Genomic DNA, 24,837 nt, shown 5'->3' with positions numbered 1-24,837 from the left:
GCCTGTCCGTGGAACCCGGCCCAGTCCACCGCCCGCCCCGCGCCGGATGGCTGTCCGCTGACCGGACCGGGACTGCTCTGCGCGGGTGCGGTGCTCGCCGCGGCCACCCGCGGCAGGGTCACCCACGCGCCTGACCGAGCGGCCGCGGACACCTCTGGCGCCGCTCAGCCACCTTCACTGAAGGCGGCTGAGCGGCGCCAGAACACGGCCGTCCTCACCTCAGCACGCTCGTCACCAGCTTCGCCGCCTTGCGGACGCGCGGGCGGGCGATCTTGCGGATGACCGGGCGGATGACGCTTGCCGTCACGCCGACGGGATTCCAGCGGACCTGCAGCCGGCCCGGGTTGCGCCCCTCGGGTTCGACGGTGACCTCGTGCGGGGCCGCGCCGGAGCGGTAGTCGATGCGGGCGGTGAGGGTGGGGAAGGTGAGCGGGGCCAGCAGGAGGCCGGCGTTGGACAGGCCCTGCTGCTGGAGGCGGACCAGGGGGTGGCGTACACCGGCGAAGCCCTGCAGGGGGAGCGGGGCCTCGGTCAGGTCCAGATGGACCGTGCCCTCGAACAGGCCGGGGCGGACCGGGTCCAGACGGAAGGGGACCGTCATCCGGCGGTTGCCGGGGGAGAGGAGCAGGCCGGCTCGCTGCGGGCCGACCGGCAGGCGCAGACCCGGGTCGTACGTGCGCACGGCCAGGGTGAGCGAGGCGCCGGGGCCGGGAGTCAGCTCCGTGATCTCGTGGCGGAACTGCGCGCTCGGGAACGGACGCGTGTCCAACTCCAGGTCGGACACCTCCAGTTCGCGCCGGGCGCGGTCGGAGGAGGGCACGCTGTCGCCCCAGTACGGGACACCGGAGGCGTCGGCCGTGACCTGCCGCGGTGCCACCCCGTGCCCGAGGCCGCGGGCCGCGAGCCGGACGTCGTCCAGGCGGCCTTCCCGCAGCAGCTCCAGCACCACCCGCTCGGGGCGGGGCAGGCGCGCGTACGCACCCGGGGACAGCGTCTCCAGGTACGGGTTCATGATGTCGGCGAAGGCGGTCAGCCACTCCTCGTCCCGGTAGGGCAGGTCGCCCGCGTACATCCGGAAGTCGTGCTTGAGGAACTTGAAGTCCTTGTCCTCGCGCAGCCCCGCATGCCCGCTCTCCACCAGGAAGTCGTCGATCAGACGCTGGACGTGGACGCGGTCGCGGACGTTGGTGACCTTGTGCCGCTGGTTCGAGATCGAGGCCGAGGCCGCCGCCGCGAACGGGTCGATGTACCAGACGTACACCGGGTCCGGGATGATCGTGAACGCCCGTGCCAGGCAGTACGCCTGCGCCGAGAACAGCTGGTCCTCGTAGTGGATGCCCTCCGGGAAGCGGAGTTCGTGGCGGTCCAGGAAGGAGCGGGCGTACATCTTGCTCGTCGACAGGTGCTCGAAGAGCAGCCGCGGGTCCTCCTCGATGCCCTGCACCGTGCGGCGCTCGGCGACGAGGTGCGGCATCCACGTCGAGCGGCGGCCGGTGTCCTCGCGGTGCCGGCGCACCGCGCCCATGGTGAAGTCCACCTCGCGCTCGCGGTGCGCGGCGAGCAGCAACTCGACCGCGCGGGGCGGGAGTTCGTCGTCGCTGTCGAGGAACATCAGGTACGGCGCCCTGGCGATCTCGATCGCGCGGTTGCGCGGGGCGCTGCAGCCGCCGCTGTTCTCCGGCAGGCGCAGGTAGCGGACGCGGGCGTCCTCCGACTCCAGCCGGCGCGCCACCGCGGGCGTGTCGTCCGTGGAGTGGTCGTCGCTGATGATGATCTCGATGTTCGCGTGCGTCTGCGCGCGCAGCGAGGCGACCGCCCGGGGCAGGCGGGCGGCGTCGTTGTAGACGATGACCGTCACCGTCACGTCGGGGGTCGTCATGCCGAGGCCTCCTCGGGGGTCGGGGCGGGGGTGCGTTCCTCGAGCGGGATCACCGGTGGCAGTGACTCCTCCGGTTCGCCCAGGAACACCCGTCGTACGACCCGCTCGGCGGCGCGGCCGTCGTCGTACTCGCAGAACCGGCGCCGGAAGGCGGCCCGTGCCTTGGTCGCGCTCTCGTCACGCCAGGCGCCGGAGGCGAAGATCTCCGTCAGCTCCTCCTGGGTGCGGGCGACCTGGCCGGGGTGGTCGGTCATGAGGTCGAAGTAGACGCCCCGGGTGGTCCGGTAGGTCTCCCAGTCGTCGGCGTAGACGACGATCGGGCGGTCGAGGTTGGCGTAGTCGAACATGATCGACGAGTAGTCCGTGACCAGCGCGTCGGCGGCCAGGCACAGCTCCTCCACGGGGTCGTAGGAGGAGACGTCGATGATCCGGCCGGAGCGGCGCAGGCCGGTCAGCGGGGAGGCGGCGCCGCCGTAGAAGTAGTGGGCGCGGACCAGGAGGACCGTGTCCTCGCCGAGGCGGTCGGCGAGGGCGGCGAGGTCCAGGCGCGGGGTGAAGCCGGCCTCGTAGTCGCGGTGCGTGGGCGCGTAGAGGACGGCCGTCTTGCCGCGCGGGATGCCGAGGCGCTCGCGGGCGGCGCGGACGTCGGCGGCCGTGGCCGAGTAGAAGACGTCGTTGCGCGGGTAGCCGTAGTCCAGCGAGGTGTAGCGGGCCGGGTAGGCGCGCTCCCACATACGGGTGGAGTGGCTGTTGGCGCTGACGCTGTAGTCCCACTTGTCGATGCGGGCCAGCAGGGCGTCGAAGTCCAGGCCCTTGGCGGCGGCCGGGTGCTCCATCTGGTCCAGGCCCATGCGCTTGAGCGGGGTGCCGTGGTGGGTCTGGAGGTGGATCGCGTCGGGGCGCTTGACCACCGCGTTGGGGTAGTTGACGTTGTTGACCAGGTACTTGGCGGTGGCCAGCGTCTCCCAGTAGCGGCGGGTGCCGGGGATCACATGGTCGGTGCCGGGCGGCAGCAGGGCCTCGTTGCTCTTCGACACCACCCACACCGGGCGGATGTGCGGGGCGAGTTCGCGGAGCTTCGCGGCGATCGCGGCCGGGTTGCAGGCCACTCCGCGCTCCCAGTAGGCGGCGAACACGGCCAGGTTCGGGTCGACCGGGCGGGTCAGGGCGCGGCGGTACTGCTGGTCGCGGAGCTTGGCGCCGACCTGCTTCTTGCGGGTCCGCACGGCCTTCTTGGCGGCGCGGCGGGTGCGGTTGGCGGCCTGGAACGCGCGGTACTTGGTGTACGCGCCCTCCTCCAGCAGGGAGTGCCGTACGCCCTCCACACCGGCCGGGCGCTCGTGGTTCTCGGGGCGCCAGCGGACCGCGGCGAGGGAGGCCCGGCGGAAGAACTCGCGGGCCACCGCGTCGGGCAGGTTCTCGCCGGCGAAGGTGCGCACGAGGTCGCGCATCATCAGGTCGTACAGCACCCCGCGGGCGGCGCGGCGGTCCTTGGCGAGGGCGAGCAGCGACTCGTAGCGCTCGATCAGCTCGAACCGGTCCTCGGGGGCGAGCGGCGGCAGGCTCTCGGGGCGCAGTTCGCGGCTCTCGTACGCCGCCTGGTTCAGGCAGGCGACGCGGCCGGCGTGCAGCAGGGCGGCGTACGCGGCCTGCGGCTCGTCGTCGGTGGTCAGGCGCTCCTCGTGCGCCCGCCAGAACTCGGCGCGCAGGGCGCGGTTGCCGAGCAGCGGGGTGAGGCGCAGCAGGTCGGCGGCCTCGTCCAGGGGCAGGCTCTCGCGGCCGACGGCGGCGAGGAGCCGGCCGTCGCGGGAGGGCGTGGCGGCGGTCTGCCAGGTGGTGGTGGCGTGGTCGAAGACGAGTACGTCCACCCCGGCGCCGTCGGTGGCGTCCAGCTCGGCGGTCCGCTCGGCGATCAGCCGGGCGGCGCCGGCCGGCAGGCTGTCCTTGGCGTGGACGAAGTGCAGCCAGCGGCCGGTCGCGCGGGCGGCGCCGGCGGCCCGGGCCGCCGCGTCACCGGTGCCCTCCGGCAGCGGTACGACCACCGTCTCGGGGGCGTGGCCCTCGGCCGTCTCCCGCGCCCAGTCGCCGACCGCGGCGACGACGACCTCGGCGTCGGGGAGCGGGCGGGCTTCCAGGGAGTCCAGCAACTCCGTCAGATGCCCCTGTGCGTTCGGTCCGTAGACGATGACGCTGAGTTGGGGCATCGCAGTGGACTCCTTCGGTTGATCGGGGGATCACCCTTCATAACATACTGTTACTAAGCGGATGAAAGGGATAATGGCGTTCAGAGTAAGAACGGCCCAAGGAGGAAGAGGGCGTTCCGTGGCCTACGGTTTCCCTCTCGGTAACTTTAATGCCGTCTTCTTACTCCGGGCTCCCTCAGGCCGCCTTGTCGGGTGTCGGCTTCTTCTTCGTCGTCTTGTCGCTCTTGTCGCCGCTGAAGGCCTCGTACTCCTTCATGACGTCCTCGGTCGGCCCGTCCATGCGCAGCTCGCCGCGCTCCAGCCACAGGGTCCGCTCGCAGGTGTCGCGGATCGACTTGTTGTTGTGACTGACCAGGAAGACCGTACCCGCCTTCTCGCGCAGCTCGCGGATGCGTTCCTCGGAGCGCATCTGGAACCTGCGGTCTCCGGTGGCCAGCGCCTCGTCGATGAGGAGCACGTCGTGGTCCTTGGCGGCGGCGATGGAGAAGCGCAGCCGGGCGGCCATACCGGAGGAGTACGTGCGCATCGGAAGGGTGATGAAGTCGCCCTTCTCGTTGATCCCGGAGAAGTCGACGATGTCCTCGTAGCGCTCCCTGACCTCCTCGCGGGACATGCCCATGGCGAGGCCGCCGAGCCAGACGTTGCGCTCGCCGGTGAGGTCGTTCATCAGCGCTGCGTTGACGCCGAGCAGGGAGGGCTGGCCGTTGGTGTAGATATGGCCGTTCTCCACCGGGAGCACGCCGGCGATCGCCTTGAGCAAGGTCGACTTGCCGGAGCCGTTGGTGCCGATCAGGCCGACCGCCTCACCCTTGTAGGCGACGAACGAGACCTTCTTCACGGCGTGCACCTCGCGCACGCCCGCCGCCTTCTCGGCCTGCTTGCGGCGCAGGATGCGGTTGAGGGCGGCTGTGGCGGAGCCGCGGCCGGATCCGGTGCCGTGGACGCGATAGACGATGTCGACGTTGTCGACGACGATGGTGGGGATCTTCTCGGTGGGGGTCTGCTCAGCCACGGCCGTACTTCTCCTCTGCCTTCCAGAAGTAGATGAATCCGCCGATGCCGACGACCACGGCCCAGCCGATGGCCGTCGGCCACACGTGCGGGGGCAGCTGCTTGGCGTGGAAACTCTTGATCAGGGCGAATCGCATGAGGTCGATGTAGACGGCGGCCGGGTTGGTCTCGAGCAGCGTCGTGACGATGTGCGGCAGGTGGTCCTTCTTGGTGAGCTTGCTGATGCTCCACATCACACCGGACACGTACATCCAGGTGCGCAGGATGAACGGCATCAGCTGGGCGATGTCCGGGGTCTTGGCGCCCATCCGCGCCATGATCATCGCCATGCCCGCGTTGAACAGGAACTGCAGGATCAGCGCGGGGATCACCAGGAGCCAGCCGACGGTGATCGGCAGGCCGAAGCAGAGCAGGATGACGACCAGCGCGGCCATCGAGAACAGCAGCTGCTGGAGCTGCTGGATGCAGAAGGAGATCGGCAGCGCGGCCCGCGGGAAGTGCAGGGCGCGCACCAGGCCCAGGTTGCCGGAGATCGCCCGGGTGCCGACCTGGATCGAGCTCTGCGTGAACGTCCACACGAACACGCCCGTGACCAGGAACGGGACGTAGTCCGGGACGCCCTTCTTGGTGCCGAGCAGCACACCGAAGATGAAGTAGTAGACCGCCGCGTTCAGCAGCGGGGTCATGACCTGCCAGACCTGGCCGAGCTTGGCCTCGCTGTACTGCGCGGTGAGCTTGGCGGTGGCGAAGGCGGTGATGAAGTGGCGCCGGGCCCACAGCTGGCGGACGTACTCCGGCAGGGAGGGGCGGGCACCACTGACCGTCAGGCCGTGGCGGGCGGCCAGTGCCGCGAGGTCGTCGTCGGCCGGGGCCTGGGTGGGGGGCGGTGTGTCGAGGACCTGGCTCACATCCGCTGCTTTCGCTCGGGGGAGGGGGTGGCGCGTCCGGCTGGGGGGCCGGGGCGCGTCGTCGGCCCGTCGTCCGACGTGCGTTCGTTTCCTTACGCTTCTCTTCACGTTCTCTTACGTCGGAACGGGACCGTATCGTCGCATCGTGAGAGTAGAACCAATCGACGTCGGAACGCAACCGTTTCGTCGTAACGCCCTATGCTGTGGGTCATGACGACGAACGCCGACGAGCCCGCGACGCGCCCGCGCCGCCGGACCCCTGCCGGGGCCGCCGTACTCCGGGAGGATGTGACCGAAGCCATCCGGGCGGCGGTCTTCGAGGAACTCGCGGCCGTCGGCTACGCGCGGATGTCCATCGAGGGCATCGCGCGGCGGGCGGGGGTGGGCAAGACCGCGGTGTACCGGCGCTGGCGTTCGAAACTGCACCTGGTCCTCGACGTCGTGTCGGCCATGGCGGTACTGGGCCTGCCGGTCCCCGACACGGGCTCCCTGGAGGGCGACCTCCGCCTCCTGTACGAGGTAACGTCCCGCGCCCTGCGCCACCCGGTCGCCTCGCAGATCATCCCCGACCTCCAGGCGGAGGCGGCTCGCAACCCCGACATCGCCGACGCCTTCCAGAAGGCCCTGCGCGACGGCCAGGAGGGCGTGGCCAGCAAGATCGTGGCGGCGGCGGAGCAGCGCGGGGAGGTGCGGACGGGCCTGGACCCCGACCTCGCGCTCGACCTGATCTCCGGCCCGCTGTACTGGCGCGCGGTGGTCATCCGCTCCCCGAAGCTGCCGAAGGGCTACCTGGAGAAGCTGGCCCGGGCTACGGCGGGGGCGCTCAAGGCGTTGTGACGGGGCCTGGCGTTGCGGCTGGGCGGGGGCGACGCCGTCGCCAGTCGGGGGAGAGGACAGCGCCGCCGTGCCCTCCCACGCCGCGGCGTCGCCGTGGGTGAGCGCGGAGAGGCGGCGGGCGGCGTCCCTGGTGGGCTCGCGGCCGTCGCGGGCGAAGTGCACCGCCGAGGGGCCGCTCGCATCAGCGCGCCGTTTCCTGCCGCCCGTCGGCCGACCTGGAGGTGCAGGGGGCGGCCGTGTCCCAGGGGGCGCCGCCGGTCAGGACGGCCTCCGTATGGAGGCCGATGTCCTTCGGGCCGGCCGCGGCCCAGCGCAGGAAGCGGCGGAAGACGTCCGGCAGGTCCAGACCGCCGTGGTCCAGCAGGGACTCGGCGGCCGGCACTGCCATCCGGGTGTCGTCCGTCGCCTCGCCCGGCTCCCAGGGAAAACGGGCGGAGAAGGCACCCTCGGGGCCGAACCCGAAGGGTGCTCCGAGCGCGTCGCCGACGGCGGAGCCTACGACCGGGCCGCCTCCGGGTGGTGGTGCACCCAGCCCTCCCAGGCCGAGGTGATCATGTCCTGGACGTCGTACTTGGCCTGCCAGCCCAGTTCCGTGGCGATACGGCTGGCCGAGGCGACGACGCGGGCGGGGTCGCCGGGGCGGCGCGGGGTGACGGTCGGCGCGCGGTCGTAGCCGGTGACCGCGTTGATGCGGTCGACCATCTCGCGGACCGACACACCCTCGCCGCGGCCGATGTTGAGGGTCAGGTCGGTGCCGGGGGAGGAGGCCAGGGCGCGGGCGACCGTGACGTGGGCCTCGGCCAGGTCGACCACGTGGATGTAGTCGCGCACGCAGGTGCCGTCCGGCGTCGGGTAGTCGTCGCCGAAGATGCGCGGAGACGCGCCCTCGGTGAGCTTCTCGAAGACCATGGGGATGAGGTTGAAGACGCCGGTGTCGGCGAGTTCGGGGGCGCCCGCGCCCGCCACGTTGAAGTAGCGCAGGGACGCCGTGGACATGCCGGTCGCCCTGCCCGTCGCGCGGACCAGCCACTCGCCGGCCAGCTTCGTCTCGCCGTAGGGGGACATCGGCAGGCAGGGGGTCTCCTCCGTCACCAGGTCGACGTCCGGCATGCCGTACACGGCGGCCGAGGAGGAGAAGACGAAGGAGGGGATCTCCGCCCGCGTCACCGCCTCCAGCAGGACCCGGAGGCCCTCGACGTTCTCCCGGTAGTAGTGCAGCGGGAGCTCCACCGACTCGCCCACCTGCTTCTTCGCCGCCAGATGCACGACTCCGCCGATCTCGTGCTCGGCGAGCGTGCGGGCCACGAGCTCCGCGTCCAGGACGGAGCCCCGGACCAGGGGGACCTCCGCCGGGACGCGCTCGGCGACGCCCGTGGACAGGTCGTCGTAGACGACCGTGCGTTCGCCCGCCTCGGTCATCGCCCGTACGACGTGTGCCCCGATGTATCCGGCACCGCCGGTGATCAGCCAGGTCATTGCGGCCGTCTCCTCGTCAGTTGGCCCGTTCAGCCGCTCGGTGGAGCGCGGGCGTCTTTCAGTGAAGCAGTGGGCGTCCCGCCGGGTCAGCGGGCGCCTCGGTGAATCAGCGGGCGTCTCAGTGAAGCAGGCGGCGGAGTCTGCTGCGCGCCACCTGCATCACCCCGCGCACGCCGGTCGCCACACGCACGGCCAGCGCGCCGGAGTGCGTGGTGTACGGCTGCACCAGGAGCACACCGCGCCGCGCGCTCGGGACGGCGCGCCGGCGCAGCCGGCCGGCGCCCGTCAGGGCGTGCGCGGTCACCTCCCGCCGGGTGCCGTCGGCGAAGTGTACGGTCAGCCGCAGGTCCCAGGTGCCGGCGCCGAGCCCGGCCAGGTCGACGGGCAGCGCGGCCGACCAGCTGTCCGCGCCGGCCTTCGCGCCGGTCTCCGAGCCGGTCCCCGCCCCGGAGGGCGTGAGCCGGACCGTCGTGTGCCCCCGCGTCCGGTCGTCGTCCCGGGACCGCCACTCGACGTCCACCTCGCGCGGGCCCGCCTCGGCCAGCCTGCCGTAGAGCTCGTGCAGTCGCAGGCGGAGCAGCGAGGCACGCGGGCGTGGCAGCAGTTCCGCGTCGACCGCGAGCGGGAGGAGGCCGGTGGGGCGGGCCAGGAGCGGTGTGAGGGTGACCTGGGGGAGGTCGGCGGACCAGACCGGCACGCCGTCGGGGGTGCGGGCGTAGGAGGGCAGCAGGCGCGCCGGGCGGGCGGCCAGCTCGCGCAGCCGGGGCAGGTCGCGGGGCTCGGGCGACTCCAGGACGACCCGCGCGATCAGCGGGCCCGGGGCGCCCGGGTTCAGCTCCCAGTCGGTGGCGTCGTAGCGCGCGAGACACTCCCGGGTGTGCGCCCACCACGCACGCTGGTAGTGCGCGTCGCGCAACCCCAGCTCGCGCGCGTACATGCGCACCTCGTGGTCGAGGAACTTGGCCCGCGCCGCCCGCGCCAGCTCCTTGTGCCCGGCACTCAGCAGGATCTCGTACGCCAGCGCGCACGCCTCCACGCGCGCCTTCCAGTTGTCGATGTGCTCCCGGTCCAGCGAGAGCGACAGCTGCTCGGCGGCACGGCGCACATGCCACACGTACACGAGGTCCGGGACGACCGCGATGCGCGGGTCGGCGGCCAGTACGCGCGCGGTGAAGACGATGTCCTCGTAGAGGAAGCGGCCCTCGGGGAAGCGGATGCGCTGCTCGCGGAGGAAGTCGGTGCGGTACAGCTTGTTGACGCACAGCGTGTCGTGGACCAGGCGGGGCTGCTGCGTGGGGCGCGCGAGAACGGTGTGCGCCGTGTAGAGGGGCGCCTGCCAGGGTTGTTCGCGCCCCGAGGGCAGCTCCCGGCGCACGCACAGCCCGCTCGCGACCTCGGCGTGCGCCCCCGTGGCCGCCGCCAGCAGCGCGTCGACCGCGCCGGGCGGCAGCACGTCGTCGCTGTCCAGGAACATCACGTACGGCGTGGTCAGCGCGTCGATCCCGGTGTTGCGCGGGCTGCCGCAGCCGCCGCTGTTCTCGCTCCGGCGCACCACCCGCAGCCGGGGCTCGTCGGCGGCGAGCCGGTCGAGCAGCTCGGCGCTGCCGTCCGTGGAGCAGTCGTCCACGGCGACGACCTCGGCGACCGCGGGCCCCTGCGCGAGCGCCGAACGCACGGCGTCACCCACATGGGCAAGGTCGTTGTAACCGATGACGACCACACCGACCTGCCCCGCGCGCGGCGGCTCAGCGGTACCGGACCGGCCCGGCCGGTCTGTCGTGTCGGGCCTATCTGGCGGGTCTGGTCGCATCGGGTCCACCGGCGGAGCGTAAAAATTTTCGGTAATACTCGGTTAAGAGACGCTTAGCGCCCGGTCCGGAAGACGGTGGGAATCGAGCCGGGGTTGCGTGGTTCGCACGCTCTTCCCGTCCGGACCGGTCGATCGCCACAAGCGGACGAACGACAGCACGGACGCGGCCGCCAGGATCCCGTTGCGGGCCAGCATCAGCAGACAGCCGGTCCAGGTGCCGTCGACCACCTCGGCGTAGTGCGTCGGGAAGGCCAGGGTGCTCAGCGCGGTCGCCGCCAGGAGCAGTGCCGCCACCGGCCGCTGGCTGGTGTGCCGCGAGGTCAGGCACACCGCGGCGAGACCGAGCAGCCAGATCATGTACTGCGGGCTGATCACCCGGCTGGTGACCGTGAACAGCAGCACCGCGCTCAGCGCCGCGTCGAACGGCGTGGCCTCGCTCCACCGCCGTGCCCGCGTCCGCCACAGCACCAGCAGCGCGAAGGCGACCACCGTCAGCGCGAGGGAGGCGGTGGCGACGGCGCGCACATGCGGGCCGACCAGCTCGGTGGCGCCGTACCGGTAGCGCGAGCGGCCCGGCCAGCCGGCGTGCCGCGCCAGGTTGAGCGCCGTACCGCCGAGCGACTCGATCTGCACGCCCCGCCCGCCCTGCTCGCGCAGAAACGACAGGGGATGGGCGAACAGCACGGCGAGCACACCGAACGCGGCGGCTCCGGCGGCCGTCGCCCATCCCCACGCCCGGCGCGTCACTCTGCCCCGGGGCGTGCCCAGAAGCACCAGCGCCGGCCACACCTTCACCAGCGCCCCCAGCGCGCCCAGTGCCCCGCACACCCTCCCCGCGCGCGGGGAGCGGCCCACCGCCAGCAGGGAGAGCACGGCGAGGGCGGTGACCTGGACGTCGTACCGGGCGAGCGGGAGGTGCAGCAGCAGCGGCAGGCCGCCCGTCCACAGGGCCGCGCCGAGCAGGCTGCGCCCGGGAAGCCCGCCCGCGCGGGTCAGCGCCGCCGTGACCAGGGCGTCCACGGCGAGTGTGAGCAGCACGAAGGCCTGGAAGTACGTCAGCCACGGCAGCAGGTGCGGCGCCAGCAGCACCGCGCCGGCGCCCGGCGGGTACTGCCACAGGGTGTCGTGCGCCGGGAACGAGCCGTGCACGAGGACGCCGTACCAGTCGGCGTACAGCCGCCACACCTCACGGGTCACCGTGCCCCCGCCGAGCAGCGGAGTGCTGTCGTGGGTGAGCAGCCACAGCATCAGGGCACGGGTGGCCAGCCAGAGGGCGGTGACGCCGAGGACCGGACCGGAGTTGGCACGGAGACGGTTCATCGCATGGGAGCCTAAGCGCCGCGGACGGTGCATCCATGCCGATACGCCGTCATGACCGTAAAAAGGTTCGTTAATCGCACAAGATCGGGCGCATCGTGGTGAACGTCGGGTTTCCTGTGAAACCGCAGTCGGCCCGGATCCGCCGCCGGACCGCCGTGGGAGTGCCCGCGCTGGTGATGCTCGCGGTCGGGCTCTGGGGGCTGGACCGGGACGGGATGTGGCGCGACGAGGCCGTCAGCTTCCAGGCCGGGCGGCGTACGGTGCCGCAGATCTGGCTGCTGCTGCACGACGTGGACGCCGTGCACGGGCTGTACTACCTCCTCGTGCACGCCGTCCTCGCCGTCCACCCCGGCGAGGTGGTCCTGCGGCTGCCGTCGGTGTGCGCGGCGGCGGTGACGGCCGGGCTGGTGGCGGCGCTCGGCGCGCGGCTGGTCCGGCCGCGCGTCGGGCTGTGGGCCGGGCTGCTGTACGCCGTCGCACCGATGGCCGGCCACTATGCGCAGGAGGGCCGCAGTTACGCCCTGGTGGCCGCCGGGGCCACCGGTGCGACGCTGCTGTTCGTGCGGGCCGTGCAGGGGGGTTCCCGGGCGGGCTCGTGGGTGGCGTACGGCGCCGTCCTCGGCCTCACCTGCTGGCTGCACGAGTTCGCGGTGCTGCTGCTGTGCGCCCACGCGGGGTCGCTGGCGCTGGCCCGGGTCGAGGGGCGGGTGTGGCGCGGGTGGGGGTGTGCGGCGGGTGCGGTCGTGGTGTCGCTGGTGCCGATGGTGCTCGTGTCGCGGAGCCAGGCGGCGCAGGTGGCGTGGTTGCAGAGGCCCACGGCGGCTACGGCGGAGGGGCTGGTGCGGGGGTTTCTCGGGCCGAGCTCGGCTGTGTACTGGGTGTCTCTCCTGCTCGCCCTGGCCGGGCTGGCGGGAGTCGTGGGGCGGCGGGGGGAAATCACTCTCGCGGGGATGGCGTTGCCGTTGACCGTGGTGCCGCCCGGGGTGCTGATGCTGGCCTCCCAGGCCTCGCCGCTGTTCGTCGACCGGTATGTGCTCTACGCGTTGGGCGGGGCGCCGCTGCTGGTGGCGGCAGGGGCCGAGCGGGTGGCCGGGGTGGTGGGGTGCCCGCACGGCGACGGCCGGGCGGAAAGGCGCCCTCTGCCGCGGCCCCGCACGGTCGCGCGGAGCCCCCTCGTCACCCTCACCGGCGTCCTCGCGATCGCCCTCTCCTTCCTGCACCAGCTCCCCCTCCTGCGCGCCGACCGCGACCCCGCCACCCGGCCCGACGATCTCGGTGCCGTCTCCCGGGTGGTGGCGCGGGAGCTGGCGCCCGGTGACGCCGTGCTGTTCCTGCCGGCGCACCTGCGGAACGTGGCCCTGACCTATCCGGGCGCGTTCCGGGGCGCGCGGGACGTGGCGTTGGCGGAGCGGGCCGCCGGGTCGGGGACGCTGTACGGGCGGGAGGCCGGGGCCCGCCGGGTGCGGCGGCGGATGGAGCGGCTGGACCGGGTGTGGGTCGTGGCGGACCCGGCTCTGCTCGCCGGGCGCCGGCTCCCCCGTAGCCGCACCGAGCGGGCCAAACTGGCCGTGCTGCGGCGGGACTTCAGCGGGCGGGAGGTGGTCCTGCGGGGCGGGACGGCCGTACGGCTGTACGTCCGTGACCCGGTGAATTCCCCGTCCGCGTCGGCTGGTTCTCCTCGTGCCCCGCTGCCACGGCAGCGGCGTCCAGCGCGGTCGTGAGCCGGTCGAGGCGTTCGCGCAGCTCGGTGATCTCCGCCAGCTCGAAGCCGGTCGCCCGGGCGATGCGGCGCGGCACCTCCAGGGCCCGCTCGCGCAGCGCCGCGCCCTCCTCGGTGAGCCGGACCCGCACCGAGCGCTCGTCCTCGGCGCTGCGCTCCCGGTGCACCAGTCCAGCCCCTTCCAGCCGCTTGACCAGCGGGGACAGCGTGCCCGAGTCGAGCCGCAGATGCTCGCCGAGCTTCTTGACGGGCAGGTCGCCCTGTTCCCACAGCACCAGCATCACCAGGTACTGCGGATAGGTGAGACCGAGGTCCTTGAGGATCACCCGGTAAACGCCGTTGAAGGCGCGGGAGGCGGCGTGCAGGGAGAAGCAGATCTGGCGGTCCAGGCGGAGCCAGTCGGCGTCGGCGGCGGTGGGCGAGGCGGTCATGGCTCCAGGGTAGCTCTTGCAAGCCATTTAGTTGTGCACAACTTAATTGTGTGCTCTACTTGTGCTCGCAAGCCCGCGGCAACCCCGCAACGGACACCGCATCGAACCGAGAGGACGGGTCCCCATGGACGCGCTCTACACCGCAGTCGCCACCGCCACCCACGGCCGTGACGGTCGCGCCGTCTCCTCCGACGGCAGGATCGACCTCCAGCTCGCCCCGCCGGTGGAGCTGGGCGGCAACGGCCAGGGCACCAACCCCGAGCAGCTCTTCGCCGCCGGTTACGCCGCCTGCTTCGGCAGCGCGCTCGGCCTCGTCGGCCGGCAGGCCAAGGTCGACGTCAGCGACGCGGCGGTCACCGCCGAGGTCGGCATCGGCAAGCAGGGCGAGGGCTTCGGGCTGAAGGTGACGCTGCGCGTCGAGCTGCCCGACACCGTGGACGAGGAGACCGGCCGCAAGCTGGTCGAGACCGCCCACCAGGTCTGCCCCTACTCCAACGCCACCCGCGGCAACATCGACGTCGACCTCGTCATCGAGTAGTCCCCCCGAGGTACGTCCGAGGGCGCCGGTCCCGGGCCGGCACCCTCGCGCGTGCCCCCTACGCCGGCGCCAGCGCGTCCCGTCCGGCCGCCTGGCCCGGGATCCGGGCCGCGCCCGGACCGGTCATCGGCTCGCCCAGCAGCAGCGTCCGGACGACGCGCTCGGCGGCCCGGCCGTCGTCGAACTCGCAGAACCGCTGGCGGAACTCCGCCCGCAGCCGCGCCGACTCCTCGTCCCGCCAGGAGCCCGAGGCGAACAGCCGGGCCAGCTCCCGGTAGGAGCCCGCGACATGGCCCGGCGGCTCGGCGGTGATGTCGAAGTAGGCGCCCCGGCTCGCGCGGTACGCGGGCCAGTCGTCGGCGTGCACCACGATCGGCCGGTCCAGGTTGGCGTAGTCGAACATCACGGCCGAGTAGTCCGTGACCAGCACGTCCGCCGCGAGCAGGACGTCCTCCACGCGCGGTTCGTCGGTCGCGTCGACCACGATGCCGCGCCGGGCGAGCTCGGCCAGACCCATGCCCCGCGCCGGACCGGTCGCCAGCGACGGGTGCAGCCGGACCACCAGGGTGTGCCCCGCGCCGAGGTCCGCCGCGAACCGGGCGAGGTCGATCCGGTCCACGTGCCCGCTGCGGCGGTAGTCCCGGCGGGTCGGCGCGTACAGCACGACCGTGTCCGTCTCCGGGATGCCGTACCGCTGCCGGAAGCCGCTGTCGGCGCCGTTCACCAGCACGTCGTTGCGCGGGCTGCCGGTGCGCAGCGAGGTGAAGTGGCAGGGGTAGGCCCGCTCCCACACCAGCTCGGAGTGGCGGTTGGCGACCAGGCTGTAGTCCCAGCGGTCGGCCCGGCGCAGCATCTGCGGCACGTCGAAGCCGAGCCGGGCGCCCGGCTTGTCCAGCAGGTCGGCGCCCATGTACTTCAGCGGGGTCCCCTGGTGGGTGTGGATGTGCACGCTGCCGGGCCGCTTGGCCAGGGCGCCGGGCCAGTTGACGTCGTTGACGAAGAACGCCGCCCGCGCGGTGACCTCCAGACAGCGCCGGGAGCCCATGATCACGTGCTCCACCTCCGGCGGCAGCAGGTCGGCGGTCTCCTCGTCCCTCACCACCCACACCCCGCGCAGCTGCGGGGCGATCTGGCGGGCCTTGGCGTACACGGCGGCCGGGTCGCCGAGCATGCCCCGGTGCGAGGACGCCGAGTAGACGACCAGGTGCGGGTCCAGCGGGCGGAGCGCGTGCACGGCCGCCCAGCCGGAGCGGGCCCGGGCGGCCACCGCGCCACGGACCACACCGGCCCGCTGCGCCGCCTCCTGCCCGGCCCGCGCCGCCTGCCGCCTGATCCGGTACGCCGTCCAGGAGCCCTCCAGCAGGCCGGCCCCGCCGTCGGCCGGGGCGCCCTGCGCCGGCTTGTGACGCCGGAGGACCTCCCGCGTGCGCCGGAAGAACTCGGCCCTGTCGGCGGGCGGCAGCCGGTCCGGCTTGGCCAGGATGTCCAGGCAGTGCTCGCCCATCCTGCGGTGCAGATACGGCCGCCAGTGCGCGAGCCGGGGGTGCTGCTCGACGAACGCGAAGACCCGCTCGTACTGGTCGTGGATGTCGAAGTGCCTGCGGCTGGTCGTGGACAGGATGTTGCCCTGCCGGCGCTGCCGGTAGTTCAGGCAGATCCGGTCCAGCGCGGCGATCCGCCGGGCGCTGAGCATGACCGGGAAGGTCCAGGGCGTGTCCTCGTAGTAGCCGGGCGGGAACGCGAAGCCCTCCGCCTCCACGAACTCGCGCCGGTAGACCTTGTTCCACACCACCATCAGCAGGTCCAGGATCCGCGGGAACTCGTCCACGGCGAAGGTGCCCGGGCCGGCCTCGGCGAGGATCTCGGCGAGGGCGTTGCGCCGGGTGCCGCCCCACCAGTAGGTGCGCGCGTAGTCGAAGACCAGCACGTCCGGGTCCCCGGCCTCCGCCAGCCGGTCGGCGATCGCCCGCAGCGCGCCCGGGGTGAGGGTGTCGTCGCTGTCCAGGAAGAACAGGTAGTCGCCGGTGGCGTGCGGCATCCCGGCGTTGCGGGCCCGGCCGAGGCCCACGTTCTCCGGCAGGTGCAGCACCTTCACGCGCGGGTCGCGCTCGGCGTACTCGTCGAGGATCGCGCCGCAGCCGTCCGGGGAGCGGTCGTCCACGGCGATCAGCTCGAAGTCGCCGAAGGACTGCAGCAGCACGGAGTCCAGGCACTCGCGGAGAAAGCCCTGCACCTTGAAACAGGGCACGATCAGGCTGAAGCGGGGCACGGCGGTCAGCTCCTCACGAGGGTCGCGGCGGCGGGGGCGGGGACGCGTTCCGGGAGCGGGATCACCGGCGGGATCGCCTCCGGCGGCTCGCCGAGCAGCACCCGCCGTACGACGCGTTCGGCGGCCAGGCCGTCGTCGAACTCGCAGAACCGCTCACGGAACGCGGTCCGCAGGGCCGTGGCCTCCTCGCCCGCGTAGAAGCCGTCGGCAAAGACGGCGGCCAGCTCCTCCGGGGTCCGCGCGACCGGCCCCGGCGGCTCGGCCATCAGGTCGAAGTAGACGCCCCGCGTCTCCCGGTAGACGTCCCAGTCGTCGGCGTACACGACGATCGGCCGGTCCAGGTTGGCGTAGTCGAACATGATCGACGAGTAGTCGGTGACCAGCGCGTCCGCCGCCAGGCACACGTCCTCGGAGGAGCGGTGCGCGGTGACGTCGATGACGCGGCTGATCCGGCCGGAGCTCTTCGCGGCTCCCCGGTCGTAGAAGTAGTGGGCGCGCAGGAGCACGACCACGTCCTCGCCGGCCGCCTCGCAGAACGCCTCCAGGTCCAGGCCGGGCTCGAAGCCGGTGTGGTGGTCGCGGTGGGTGGGGGCGTACAGGACGGCCGTCGCGCCCTCGGGGACGCCCAGCTCCCGCCGGACGCGGGCCACGTCCTCGGCGGTCGCCGTGCAGTAGACGTCGTTGCGCGGATAGCCGTACTCCAGCGCCTCCCAGGAACCGGGGTAGGCGCGCTCCCACATCTGGGTGGAGTGGCGGTTGGCGGAGAGGTTGAAGTCCCAGCGGTCCACCCGGCCCAGCAGCCGGGTGAAACTGCCCGACCGGGCGGCCACCACCGGGTACGGCGACTGGTCCACGCCCATCGTCTTCAGCGGGGTGCCGTGCTGGGTCTGCAGGTGCACGCTGCCGGAGCGCTTGACGATCCCCTCGGCGAAGTTGGCGTTGTTGATCAGGTACTTCGCCCGGGCCAGCACCTCCCAGTAGCGGCGGGAGCCGATCACCGCGTACTCCACGTCCTCGGGCATCGCGTGCGCCTGGTCGGCCTCGACCAGGAACACCGAGCGGATGTGCGGGGCGAGTTCGCGGGCCTTGGCGTGGATCGCGGCCGGGTTGCAGGCGTAGCCCCGGCCCCAGTAGGCGCAGTACACGGCCAGGTTGTCATCGAGCGGGCGGCGCAGCTCGCGGGCGTAGCGCAGCCGGGTGCGCAGCACGCGGGTGCGCGGCAGGCTCTCCGCGGTGTTCGCGGCGATCCGGTTGGCGCCGCGCAGCGCCCGGAACGCGCTGTACGCCCCGGTCGCCAGCAGCCGGTGCTGCACGCCCAGGCTGCCGCCGGGCGCCCGGAAACCGGCCGGCCGGTGGGTCCGGTAGAGACGGGTGGCGCGGCGGAAGAAGGCCCGGTGCCCGGACGGCAGCCGCTCGGGCCGGGACGCGGTCTTCAGCACCTGGGTGAACAGCTGCTCGAACAGCGGCCGGATCCGCTCGGCGGGCAGCGCGCGCTCGGCGGCCCGGGTCAGCACCAGGTCCACCTGGTCGAGCACGTCGTGCTGGTGCGGCCCCGGCAGGTTCAGCCTGCTGCCCTGCCGGCGCAGCCGGTGCCGTACGACAACCCGGCGCAGCACCGCGATCCGCCCGGCCGCGAGCGTGGTCAGCCCGCCCCAGCCCAGGTCGGTGAAGTGGCTGTCGGGAAAGGCGAGTTCGTGCTCGGTGAGGAAGTCGCGGCGGTAGACCGCGCTCCAGGCCGGGAGCTGTACGCCGGTCAGCTCCGGCAGGTCGGCGGGGGCGAAGGCGCCCTTCGGGGCCCCGGCGAGCAGCGGCTGGGCCGGGTTGGTGGGCTCGCCCTCCCACCAGGGGGCGCGCTCGTGCTCGACGTAGAGCACGTCCACGCCGGCGATCTCGGTCAGCCGGGCGTCCAGCGCGGTGAGCGCGCCCGGCAGCAGCAGGTCGTCGCCGTCGAGGAACAGCACATACGCGCCGGTCGCCGCCCGGATCCCCGCATTGCGCGCCCCGCTCAGCCCGGCGGACGGCGGCGAGTGGACCGGGGTCACCCGGGAGTCCCGCTCCGCGTATCCGGCGGCCACGGCGGCGGCCGGGGAGTCGGAGGCGTCGCAGACCGGGATCAGCTGCAGATCGCCGGACGACTGGCCGAGAACCGAGTCCAGCGCCTGGGACAGCCGGGCGGCGACCCCGTGCGAGGGGACGATGATGCTGAATCGGGGCATTCTGCTCTTTCTGGTGTCTTGCGGACGCGTGTCCTGCCACGCGACCGGGCCGCCCCGCCGGACGCCAGGTGGACGGCCGGCTCGGGGTGGGCCGCGTCGAGCCGAGGGGCACGGGAACTCCCGGAGGAACCAACGCCGTTCAGCGCATCCCGGTGACGGGGAGGGAACCGGCAGGTTGCGGCACGGTGGCCAGCGGAGAGCACGCACAGGCCGACGGCACCGGCTTGCGCTCCTCCAGCGGCACCACCCGCGGCAGCCCCGTCCCGCCCAGCACCACATGCCGTACGACCCGCTCGGCGGCGCGTCCGTCGTCGTACGGGCAGAACCGCTGCCGGAACGCCGCCCGCAGCTGGGCCGAGCGCGAGCCGCGCCAGTGCCCGCTCGCGAAGATGTCGATCAGCTCGTCCTCGGTGCGCGCGACCGCGCCCGGAGGGAAGGCGCGCAGGTCGAAGTAGGTCCCACGGGCCGCCCGGTACGCCTCCCAGTCGCCGGTGTGCACCACGATCGGCCGGTCCAGGTTGGCGTAGTCGAACATGATCGACGAGTAGTCGGTGAGCAGGACGTCCGAGGCCAGACACAGCGACTGCACGTTCGGGTGGTCGCCGACGTCGATGATCCGGGGTCCCTTGGGGCACCGGTCGCCGTGGGTACGGGCCAGGATCACGAAGCGCGGGCCGAGGCGGCGCAGGATCCGCTCCAGGTCCAGCAGGGGGCGCTGGGTGCGCAGGTAGTCCCGGTGGGCGGGCGCGTACAGGACCGCGACCGCGTCCTGGGGGATGCCCAGCGCCTCGCGCAGCCGGGCCACGTCCGCCGAGGTCGCCCGCTGGAGGACGTCGTTGCGCGGCGCCCCGTACTCCAGCGTGCGGTACCGGCCCGGGAGGACCCGCTCCCAGGTCAGGGTGGAGTGCCGGTTGCCGGACAGGACGAGGTCCCACTGGTCGACGCCGCGCAGCAGCCGGGCGAAGTCGGTGCCGCGGGCCGCCGCCGGGCGCTCCTGGAGGTCCAGGCCCGTGTGCCCCAGCGGTGTGCCCTGCCCGGTGTGCACCAGGATCTGCCCGGGCCGCTTGCGCAGGCCCGGGTCCAGGACGTCGTCGGTGACCAGGTACTTGGCGCGGGCCAGCGCCGTCCAGCAGGCGGCGGTGCCGGGCCGCAGCCGGCGCGGGCCGGGCGGGACCGTGTGCTGGTGCTCGGCGCGGGCGATCCAGGCGGTGCGGATGTGCGGGACGTGGGTGCGGAACGCCTCCTCCAGGGCGCCCGGGTCGCCGCCGTGGCCCCGGCCCGCACCGGAGGTGAACACCGCCCGGTCGGCGCGGACGGGCAGCCGCAGCTGGATCCGGTAGTGCAGCCGCAGCACCCCCGTCCGCAGGGCGCGGGCCAGCTTCACCGCCGCCTTGAACGTGCGCCGGCGCACCGCCGAGACCAGCCGGAACACGCGGAACGTGCGGTGCAGACCGAAGCGGACCAGGATGTTCCGGCGGCGCATCCGGGTGCCGGGGACGCGGTAGCGGCGGTAGTGGGCGCGCGCCCGGCGCAGGAACTCGCCGTGGCTGCCGCGCGGCAGCCGGTCCCGCTTGGTGAACACCGTCGCGTAGTGGTCGATCATCCGGCGGAACAACTCGGGCCGCCAGCGGGCGAGTTCGGGATGCTCGGCGACGTAGGCGAACACCCGGTCGTACTGCTCGAACAGATCGAAGTGCCTGCGGCTCGTGGTGCCGAGGATGTTGCCCTGCCGGCGCTGCCGGTAGTGCACGCACACCCGGTCCAGGGTGGCGATCGACTCCGCCGTCATCAGCACCGGGAAGGTCCAGGGGGTGTCCTCGTAGTAGCCCGGCGGGAAGGCGAAGCCGTGGCTCTCGACGAACTCCCGCCGGTACGCCTTGTTCCAGGCCACCATCAGCACCCTGAGCAGCCCCGGCCGGTCCTCCAGGCGGAACGGCGCCGGGCCCTGCTCGGCGAGCGGGGCGGACAGCTGGTTGCGCACCTCCCGGCCGTCCCAGTACGTGCGCGCGTAGTCGTACACCAGGACGTCCGGCTCCCCGGACTCCTTGATCCGGTCGGCGATCGAGCGCAGCGCGTCCGGGGTGAGCGTGTCGTCGCTGTCCAGGAAGACCAGGTAGTCGCCGGTGGCCTCGGCCATCCCCGCGTTCCGGGCCCGCCCGAGCCCCTGGTTCCGGGCCAGGTGCACGGGCCGCACCCGCGCGTCCCGGGCCGCGTACTCGTCGATGATCGCCCCGCAGGCATCCGGTGAGCAGTCGTCCACGGCGATCAGTTCCAGATCGGGATACGACTGCGAGAGCACCGAGTCCAGGCACTCGGAGAGATACGCCTGGACCTCGTACGCGGGAACAATGACACTGAACCTGGGCAAGGGGCATCCATGGGTCGTCGGCCGACGCGGGGGTTCTGACCGGAAACGGCCGATGGGGTGAATTGGTTACGGTTCGTACGGCATGTGGGGGACGCCGGGTGAACGGGAGAGGGCGGGCCCCTTGCGACCCGCCCTCCCGGAAGTGACCGTCGTGCGGCTACTTGACCGCGCCCGCCATCACCCCCGACACGAACTGCCGCTGGAACGCGAAGAACACGGCCAGCGGGATCACCATGGAGATGAACGCGCCGGGTGCCAGCACGTCGATGTTGTTGCCGAACTGCCTGACCTGCGTCTGCAGCGCGACCGTGATCGGCTGGGTGCCCGACTTGGTGAACACCAGCGCGACCAGCATGTCGTTCCACACCCACAGGAACTGGAAGATGGCGAGGCTCGCGATCGCCGGCCCGCCGAGCGGCAGCACCACCCTTGCGAAGAGCCGCAGTTCGCCGGCGCCGTCCAGCCGGGCCGCCTCCAGCAGCTCGCGCGGGATCTCCGCGAAGAAGTTCCGCAGCAGGAACACCGCGAACGGCAGACCGAAGCCGGTGTGGAACAGGATCACGCCGAGGATGCTCCCGAACAGCCCGAGCCTGCCGAACAGTTCGGCGATCGGGATCAGCGCCACCTGCACGGGCACCACCAGCAGGCTCACCACGCCCAGGAACCACCAGTCCCGGCCCGGGAACTCCATCCACGCGAACGCGTAACCCGCGAGGGAGCCGACCGCGACGACCAGGACCGTCGCCGGGACGGTGATCAGCACGGTGTTCCACAGGGAGTGGGTGATGTCGCCGTTCTGCAGCAGCTTCTGGTAGCTGGCGAAGGTGAGTTGGGACGGTTTGGTGAACACCTTCCACCAGCCGCTCGCGCTCATGTCCTCCGGCGAGCGCAGGGAGGAGGCGAGCAGCCCGATCGTCGGCACCAGCCAGAACAGGCCCACGACGATCAGGAACACACGGACCAGACCACCGTTGATCTTCTCCAGCAGCCAGGTCATCGCCGCACCTCCCGCCTCAGCCGGCGGATGTTGAACGCCATCACCGGGATCACCAGCACCAGCAGCAGCACCGCGATCGCGCTCGCGACGCCCGGCTGGTTTTCCGCGAAGCCCCTGCGGTACAGCTCCAGGGCGAGCACGTTGGCGTCGTCCTGGGAGGAGCCCGGCGCGATGATGTAGACGAGGTCGAACACCTTCAGCACGTTGATCATCAGCGTGACGGTGACGACCGCGAGGACCGGCGCGAGCAGCGGCACGGTGACCTTGCGGAACACCTGCCACTCGTTGGCGCCGTCCACCCGCGCGGCCTCCAGCAGCTCCCGGGGCACACCCGCGAGCCCGGCCGCGATCAGCACCATCGCGAAGCCCGCCCACATCCACACGTACGCCCCGATGATCGCCGGGGTGACCAGGGCCGGGCCGAGCCACTCGACGCCGTTGTACGGCTCCTTGAAGTTGCCCGCCGGCAGCCGCAGCCGGGCTCCGTCGGCGGAGGCGGGCAGCGTGAAGGTGCCGTCGCCGGCGGCCTTGGTGGAGGCGACCACCTTGCCGTCCTTCACCGCCTCGATCCGCATCCCGGCGTAGCCCAGCTCGGACGGGTCGGGCGTGCCGAGCCGTCCCACGCCCTTGCCGCGCGTGAAGTCCTGCCAGGTCGTGCCGGTGATCCTGCCCGGCTCCGGCCTGGCGGCCACGGCCTTCTTCGCGCTGTCCGGCATCTGGTCCGGGGCGACACCGACGAGGGGAAGGGCGACCGGCTGCCCGGCACGCACCGGGGCCTTGGTGATGAAGCCGCCCCCCTGGGCCACGAGCGGCGACTCGCGGCCCGGGTGGGCCTTCGGGAACGCCGAGGACTGCGCGAAGGTGTCGTGGACACCCACCCACACCGCGTTCGCGACCCCCTTGTGCGGATCCTGGTCGTACACCAGCCGGAAGATGATCCCGGCCGCCAGCATCGAGATCGCCATCGGCATGAAGACGACCAGCTTGAACGCCGTTCCCCAGCGCACCCGTTCGGTCAGCACCGCGAAGACCAGACCGAGCGCGGTGGAGACCGTGGGCGCGAACACCACCCAGATGACGTTGTTCTTCAGGGCGGTGCGGATGCCGTCGTCGGTGAAGAGCGTCCGGTAGTTGTCGACGCCGGAGAATCCGTCCCCGGAGGCGTTGTAGAAGCTGCGGATGACGGAGTACCCGATCGGGTAGACCACGAGGGCGCCGAGCAGCACCAGGGCGGGCAGCAGGAACAGCGCTGCCACCGTCCTCCGGGTGCCGGTCACGCTCCTACGACTGCGGGGTGCGGCGGGACCCGGTGGGGCCCCGGCCGCCGCTGCCGCCGACGCCATCGCCGGCTCAGCTCCCGCTTCCGTACGCGGCCGCCGCGTCCTTCTCCAGCTTCGCCTGGGTGCCCGCCACGTCCGCCGGGTTCTTCAGGAAGTCCTGCAGGTCCTTCCACTCACCCTTGCCGGGGGTGCCGCCGAAGGCCTGCGGGGCCTGGTCGGACATGTCGAAGCGGAAGTCGTCGCCGGACGCGATCAGCGCCTTGGCGATCTTCTGCTGCACCGGGTTCGGGTACGCCGAGACCGGCACGTTCTTGTTCGGCGACAGATAGCCGCCGAGCTTCGCCTGGATCGTCGCCGCGTCCGGCGAGGCGAGGAAGGTGACCAGGGCCTGCGCCGCCTTGGAGTCCTTCAGGATCACCGCCGCGTCACCGCCGGAGACCACCGGCGCGGTGGAGCCGACCGTCGGGAACGGGAACACCTTGGCGTCCGTGCCCACCTTCGCCTTGGTCTCACCGATGTTGACCTGCACGAAGTCGGCCTCGTAGACCATCGCGGACTTCGGCTGGTCGCCGCCGGTGAAGGTCTGGGTGACCGAGGCCGGGAACTCCGTCTGCAGCGCGCCGTCCTGGCCGCCCGCGAGGTAGTCCTTCTTGCCCCAGATCTGCGCGAGCGTCGTCAGCGCCTGCCTGACCGAGGGATCCGTCCACTTGATCTTGTGCTGGGCGAGCTCGTCGTACTTCTGCGGGCCCGCCTGGGACAGATAGACGTTCTCGAACCAGTCCGTCAGCGTCCAGCCGTCCGCCCCGGCCACCGAGAACGGCGTGACACCGGAGTCGTACACCGCCCGTGTGGTGGTGAGCAGGTCCTGCCAGGTCTTCGGTTCCTTCGCGCCCGCGTTCGCGAAGACCTTGGCGTTGTACCAGATCAGCGACTTGTTGGCGGCCTTGTAGTACATGCCGTACTGCTTGCCGCCGACCTTGCCGATGTCCTGCCAGCCCTGCGAGTAGTTCTTCTGCAGCTCGTTCAGGGCGTCCGGGCCGAGCGGCTTCGCCCAGCCCCGCTGCACGGCCTGCTTGATGGCGCCGGGCTGCGGCAGCATCGCCACGTCCGGGGGCTGGCCACCCGCGATCTTCGAACCGACGAAGTTGATGATCGGGTCCTGGGCCGGCACGAACGTGACCTTCGCGCCGGTGCGCTTCTCGAACTCGGCCAGGACCAGCTTGAAGTTCTTCTGCTCCTGACCCGTCCAGACGGCGGCGATCTCCAGGTTCGCGCCGTTCAGCTTCGGCAGGCTGACGGTCGAGCCGCTCGGGGCGGCGCTGCCGCTGTCGCCGCCGCCGCTCTTCTTGTGGTTGTCACTGCTGGAGCAGGCGCTCAGGGTGAGGGCCCCCGCGAGCAGCGCGGCGAGTGCGGTGACGGTCCTGCGTGTCCGGATGGTGCTGCTCTTGCTGCGCATCACTTCCCCGTTCGTCGTTCTCCGTTGAACGTGAATGAACGTCAAGAAGACTGTGCCGTGCGGTCCGGTCTACGCCGGGCCGCTGGAGGGCGGCAAGAGCGCCTGCGGTGTCCAGCC

16 protein-coding genes and 2 pseudogenes are annotated in these 24,837 nt (G+C 72.3%); 3 read left to right on the top strand and 15 right to left on the bottom strand.

Features of this window, described 5'->3' with window-relative positions; genetic code table 11:
• Nucleotides 1-214: 214 nt before the first annotated feature.
• From ACWDEN_RS06590 to ACWDEN_RS06575, 4 genes are all read right to left on the bottom strand, one after another.
• Nucleotides 215-1,879: a glycosyltransferase family 2 protein gene (locus ACWDEN_RS06590; protein ID WP_351615692.1), complete on the bottom strand. Its 1,665-nt coding sequence runs from the start codon at nt 1,877-1,879 to the stop codon at nt 215-217.
• Nucleotides 1,876-4,083, bottom strand: coding sequence for a CDP-glycerol glycerophosphotransferase family protein (locus tag ACWDEN_RS06585; protein WP_450857621.1), 2,208 nt, complete (start codon nt 4,081-4,083; stop codon nt 1,876-1,878). Before ACWDEN_RS06585 ends, ACWDEN_RS06590 begins: the two co-directional genes overlap by 4 nt.
• A 175-nt stretch (nt 4,084-4,258) precedes the next feature.
• Nucleotides 4,259-5,095, bottom strand: coding sequence for an ABC transporter ATP-binding protein (locus ACWDEN_RS06580; protein ID WP_351615698.1), 837 nt, complete (start codon nt 5,093-5,095; stop codon nt 4,259-4,261).
• Nucleotides 5,088-6,002, bottom strand: a complete 915-nt coding sequence (locus ACWDEN_RS06575; RefSeq protein WP_351615701.1) for an ABC transporter permease — start codon at nt 6,000-6,002, stop codon at nt 5,088-5,090. The genes ACWDEN_RS06580 and ACWDEN_RS06575 overlap by 8 nt, the downstream gene beginning before the upstream one ends.
• A gap of 210 nt (nt 6,003-6,212) precedes the next feature.
• Here ACWDEN_RS06575 and ACWDEN_RS06570 point away from each other — a divergent pair, with 210 nt between their 5' ends.
• Nucleotides 6,213-6,839, top strand: a complete 627-nt coding sequence (locus tag ACWDEN_RS06570; protein ID WP_351615704.1) for a TetR/AcrR family transcriptional regulator — start codon at nt 6,213-6,215, stop codon at nt 6,837-6,839.
• Nucleotides 6,840-6,902: 63 nt separating this feature from the next.
• Here ACWDEN_RS06570 and ACWDEN_RS06565 read toward each other — a convergent pair.
• The 4 genes and pseudogenes from ACWDEN_RS06565 to ACWDEN_RS06550 form a co-directional block, all read right to left on the bottom strand.
• Nucleotides 6,903-7,371 (bottom strand): annotated as a pseudogene (locus ACWDEN_RS06565) (ADP-ribosylglycohydrolase family protein); the annotation flags it as partial.
• On the bottom strand, nt 7,335-8,315 hold the full coding sequence (galE, locus tag ACWDEN_RS06560; protein WP_351615707.1) for a UDP-glucose 4-epimerase GalE: 981 nt from the start codon (nt 8,313-8,315) through the stop codon (nt 7,335-7,337). The pseudogene ACWDEN_RS06565 and the gene galE, both read right to left, overlap by 37 nt.
• A gap of 118 nt (nt 8,316-8,433) precedes the next feature.
• A complete protein-coding gene (locus ACWDEN_RS06555; RefSeq protein WP_450857618.1) occupies nt 8,434-10,125 on the bottom strand; it encodes a glycosyltransferase family 2 protein in 1,692 nt (563 codons plus the stop codon).
• A gap of 42 nt (nt 10,126-10,167) precedes the next feature.
• Nucleotides 10,168-11,445 (bottom strand): glycosyltransferase family 87 protein, encoded by a 1,278-nt coding sequence (locus ACWDEN_RS06550; protein WP_351615713.1) that lies wholly within the window; start codon nt 11,443-11,445, stop codon nt 10,168-10,170.
• A 176-nt stretch (nt 11,446-11,621) separates the two neighbouring features.
• Between ACWDEN_RS06550 and ACWDEN_RS06545 the strand changes: the two are divergent.
• A pseudogene (locus ACWDEN_RS06545) lies at nt 11,622-12,140 on the top strand (glycosyltransferase family 39 protein); the annotation flags it as partial.
• Between the two features lie 889 nt (nt 12,141-13,029).
• Here ACWDEN_RS06545 and ACWDEN_RS06540 read toward each other — a convergent pair.
• Nucleotides 13,030-13,596 carry a MarR family winged helix-turn-helix transcriptional regulator gene (locus ACWDEN_RS06540; RefSeq protein ID WP_450857615.1) on the bottom strand — a complete coding sequence of 189 codons (567 nt, stop codon included), beginning with the start codon at nt 13,594-13,596 and terminating at the stop codon, nt 13,030-13,032.
• Nucleotides 13,597-13,720: 124 nt separating this feature from the next.
• On the opposite strand from ACWDEN_RS06540, the gene ACWDEN_RS06535 reads away from it, so the two are divergent.
• A complete protein-coding gene (locus ACWDEN_RS06535) occupies nt 13,721-14,134 on the top strand; it encodes an organic hydroperoxide resistance protein (protein ID WP_351615717.1) in 414 nt (137 codons plus the stop codon).
• 58 nt (nt 14,135-14,192) lie between these two features.
• Here the strand turns inward: ACWDEN_RS06535 and ACWDEN_RS06530 are convergent, their stop codons facing one another.
• From ACWDEN_RS06530 to ACWDEN_RS06505, 6 genes are all read right to left on the bottom strand, one after another.
• The gene (locus ACWDEN_RS06530) at nt 14,193-16,403 is read right to left on the bottom strand and encodes a bifunctional glycosyltransferase/CDP-glycerol:glycerophosphate glycerophosphotransferase (protein ID WP_450857613.1); all 2,211 of its coding nucleotides are present in this window, start codon (nt 16,401-16,403) and stop codon (nt 14,193-14,195) included.
• Between the two features lie 5 nt (nt 16,404-16,408).
• On the bottom strand, nt 16,409-18,619 hold the full coding sequence (locus tag ACWDEN_RS06525; RefSeq protein ID WP_450857611.1) for a CDP-glycerol glycerophosphotransferase family protein: 2,211 nt from the start codon (nt 18,617-18,619) through the stop codon (nt 16,409-16,411).
• 139 nt (nt 18,620-18,758) lie between these two features.
• A complete protein-coding gene (locus tag ACWDEN_RS06520; RefSeq protein WP_450857609.1) occupies nt 18,759-20,987 on the bottom strand; it encodes a bifunctional glycosyltransferase/CDP-glycerol:glycerophosphate glycerophosphotransferase in 2,229 nt (742 codons plus the stop codon).
• A 157-nt stretch (nt 20,988-21,144) separates the two neighbouring features.
• Nucleotides 21,145-21,984: a carbohydrate ABC transporter permease gene (locus ACWDEN_RS06515; protein WP_351615728.1), complete on the bottom strand. Its 840-nt coding sequence runs from the start codon at nt 21,982-21,984 to the stop codon at nt 21,145-21,147.
• Nucleotides 21,981-23,261 (bottom strand): carbohydrate ABC transporter permease, encoded by a 1,281-nt coding sequence (locus ACWDEN_RS06510; RefSeq protein WP_351615731.1) that lies wholly within the window; start codon nt 23,259-23,261, stop codon nt 21,981-21,983. Before ACWDEN_RS06510 ends, ACWDEN_RS06515 begins: the two co-directional genes overlap by 4 nt.
• A gap of 73 nt (nt 23,262-23,334) precedes the next feature.
• The gene (locus tag ACWDEN_RS06505; RefSeq protein WP_450857607.1) at nt 23,335-24,720 is read right to left on the bottom strand and encodes an ABC transporter substrate-binding protein; all 1,386 of its coding nucleotides are present in this window, start codon (nt 24,718-24,720) and stop codon (nt 23,335-23,337) included.
• Nucleotides 24,721-24,837: the final 117 nt, after the last annotated feature.

Source organism: Streptomyces sp. NPDC001153 (genome assembly GCF_053598315.1).
This window is presented reverse-complemented; position numbering and strand designations above follow the sequence as displayed.